The organism is Okeania sp. SIO2F4 (genome assembly GCF_010672385.1).
In the GTDB taxonomy this organism is placed as follows: domain Bacteria; phylum Cyanobacteriota; class Cyanobacteriia; order Cyanobacteriales; family Microcoleaceae; genus Trichodesmium.
Genome location: NZ_JAAHGT010001282.1, coordinates 1 through 1,947, shown reverse-complemented (window position 1 = coordinate 1,947; position 1,947 = coordinate 1). Strand labels below are relative to the sequence as shown.

Here is a 1,947-nt window from a genome sequence, read left to right as displayed (position 1 = left end):
GCGATCGCTCTTCAGAATCTGATGTTCACTATAAATTTGGCGATAAGCTGCCCAAATTAATTCATCCCACTCTGAACCAGAAGGTAAAGATTCAGCAGAATAAATAATTGGTTGGTCGTCACCAGGGACTTCATAACCCGCAACCCGTGAATTTTGACTTATGGGTTTGTATTCTAATAATGGAATCGCCACGTCAGAATCTCCTTAAAATTATTAAATGTGATTTATCAAGTGTGGCCATAGCACACTAAACTTTACCGTGATTCAGAAAATTGCATCAATAGCCAACCTTTAGATTAAGGGATTGAGGCGATCCAAGTCTTACTTTTATTAACTTACGCAACAATCTGTAATATTTTTGATATAGCAGGGAACAGGAAACACTTAACTGGGAACAGTTAGAAAAACATTTCCACTTTCTAGATTCATCATCTGATTTCTAACTTCCATAGTAGTCACCAGGGCAGTTAGGACATTCTCGCGACTCTCAAATATAGTTACAGCAAGAATGTACGGTGGAATTGCCATTTCCCCTACTTCTGACTTCTGACTTCTGACTTCTGACTTCCGGTATACTTACCAGCCAAAAGCAGAATAAAATTGTGTCGCATCCTGTAATGCTTCTGCCTCTGAATCTGAGTTACTTTCCTCTAGCCGAACTTCCGTGCAAAAAGTAGAAGTATTAAATCCACCAAACCGCTTCACTGCACTGCTTCGCATCCTCAGATTAGGGCTAGGAAACCAGAATCTTTCAATAGAACTCATAGTTTCATATTCTGTAATTAGATTTAGCCCATCCTCATCATCCATCTCAAACAGTCCCACCACTGGGACAATTTCAGCATAGCCACGCTCTCGCAACATTCTGCCTTTTCTAGGATTTTCTGGGTCAGGAACAATAGCAAATACAGTTGACCCCTTGTGATTTTCATCATTTTTATCCCATGCCATGGAGCCATCCCAAGTAACAAAAGCCCCTCCAGCTGCCAAATTTGGATCGATTTCGTGCATTTTGCAGATTTCTACTATTTTTGGATCTTTAGCATCCAAGCTAGTTACTTGAATATCTGAGCTGCCCATTTCCGCTTGTCTAAAGGCTAGGTGATGGGTTGTCCGTTGCGATCGCCACTTACCAGCACTTCTTTGAAAAAATTCCATTGCGTCCATTAGCCACTTCTCCATTTTTCAACTTCATAAGACATTAGTCCTAACCTAATTATCATAGAACTTCTAGCATCAACTACTCCGCCTCATAGAAGGACAGAGTTTCTAGTACCCCATACCCACCTATTTAGCATTGTTTCTGACGCTTCCTTGCCACCATTTGCTTCATGTTTCCACAATCAGTAGGGATGGCCAACTATTCGTCTCAAGAGGTCAGTTCCTGACCCCTTGCCCAAGTCAAGCAGACTTGAGCTGAATTGATATCTCTGTCTAGATGGTACTCGTTACTGCCATCGGCAATTTATTTGCTTTGGGATATGCTATGGCCGACTTGTTGCCAAGCTCCCTATCGAGGTACGGGTTGCAATCCTCACGAGCTTGCGGGTTTGTTACAGATATGCCTCGCTATAACGATTTTAGCCTGCTAAGGCCTCTAATGGGAAATGTTCGTCTCACTGGCTCGATGCGAGTGAGACTCACCGCTATCCTGCCCCATCTTCAGGGAAGCAAGACGGGGATAATCGCGTATTAGTTTTATTTAAACCCTGCCCTTAAGAGCGAGGTTTTATTAAATTAATGTTAACTTTTGTCGAATAAATTAATTTCATAATGTACATGATGGACAGTATGTCAAGTAAATGTTACGATAATTTACATATTAGGAAATATATACATTGAGCATAGTCATGGCCTTAAAATATTGGCCAATATCTATTATCTAAACAAGGAGGATTCAACTATGGAAATGTCTAGCAGCTTAACTATGGAGCAACAATTCAAATT

2 protein-coding genes and 1 pseudogene are annotated in these 1,947 nt (G+C 40.8%); all 3 read right to left on the bottom strand.

Features of this window, described 5'->3' with window-relative positions; translation table 11 throughout:
* Positions 1–192: pseudogene (locus tag F6K22_RS39700) on the bottom strand (phycobilisome rod-core linker polypeptide); the annotation flags it as partial.
* 192 nt (positions 193–384) lie between these two features.
* Positions 385–528, bottom strand: coding sequence for a hypothetical protein (locus F6K22_RS39695; protein WP_293110543.1), 144 nt, complete (start codon positions 526–528; stop codon positions 385–387).
* 48 nt (positions 529–576) lie between these two features.
* Positions 577–1,167: a phycobiliprotein lyase gene (locus F6K22_RS39690; protein WP_293110541.1), complete on the bottom strand. Its 591-nt coding sequence runs from the start codon at positions 1,165–1,167 to the stop codon at positions 577–579.
* Between the last annotated feature and the right edge of the window lie 780 nt (positions 1,168–1,947).

Bases quoted from the DNA above. Each gene is read 5' to 3' on its own strand.
- F6K22_RS39690 (WP_293110541.1), bottom strand. From the start codon at position 1,167: ATGGACGCAATGGAATTTTTTCAAAGAAGTGCTGGTAAGTGGCGATCG.
- F6K22_RS39695 (WP_293110543.1), bottom strand. From the start codon at position 528: ATGGCAATTCCACCGTACATTCTTGCTGTAACTATATTTGAGAGTCGC.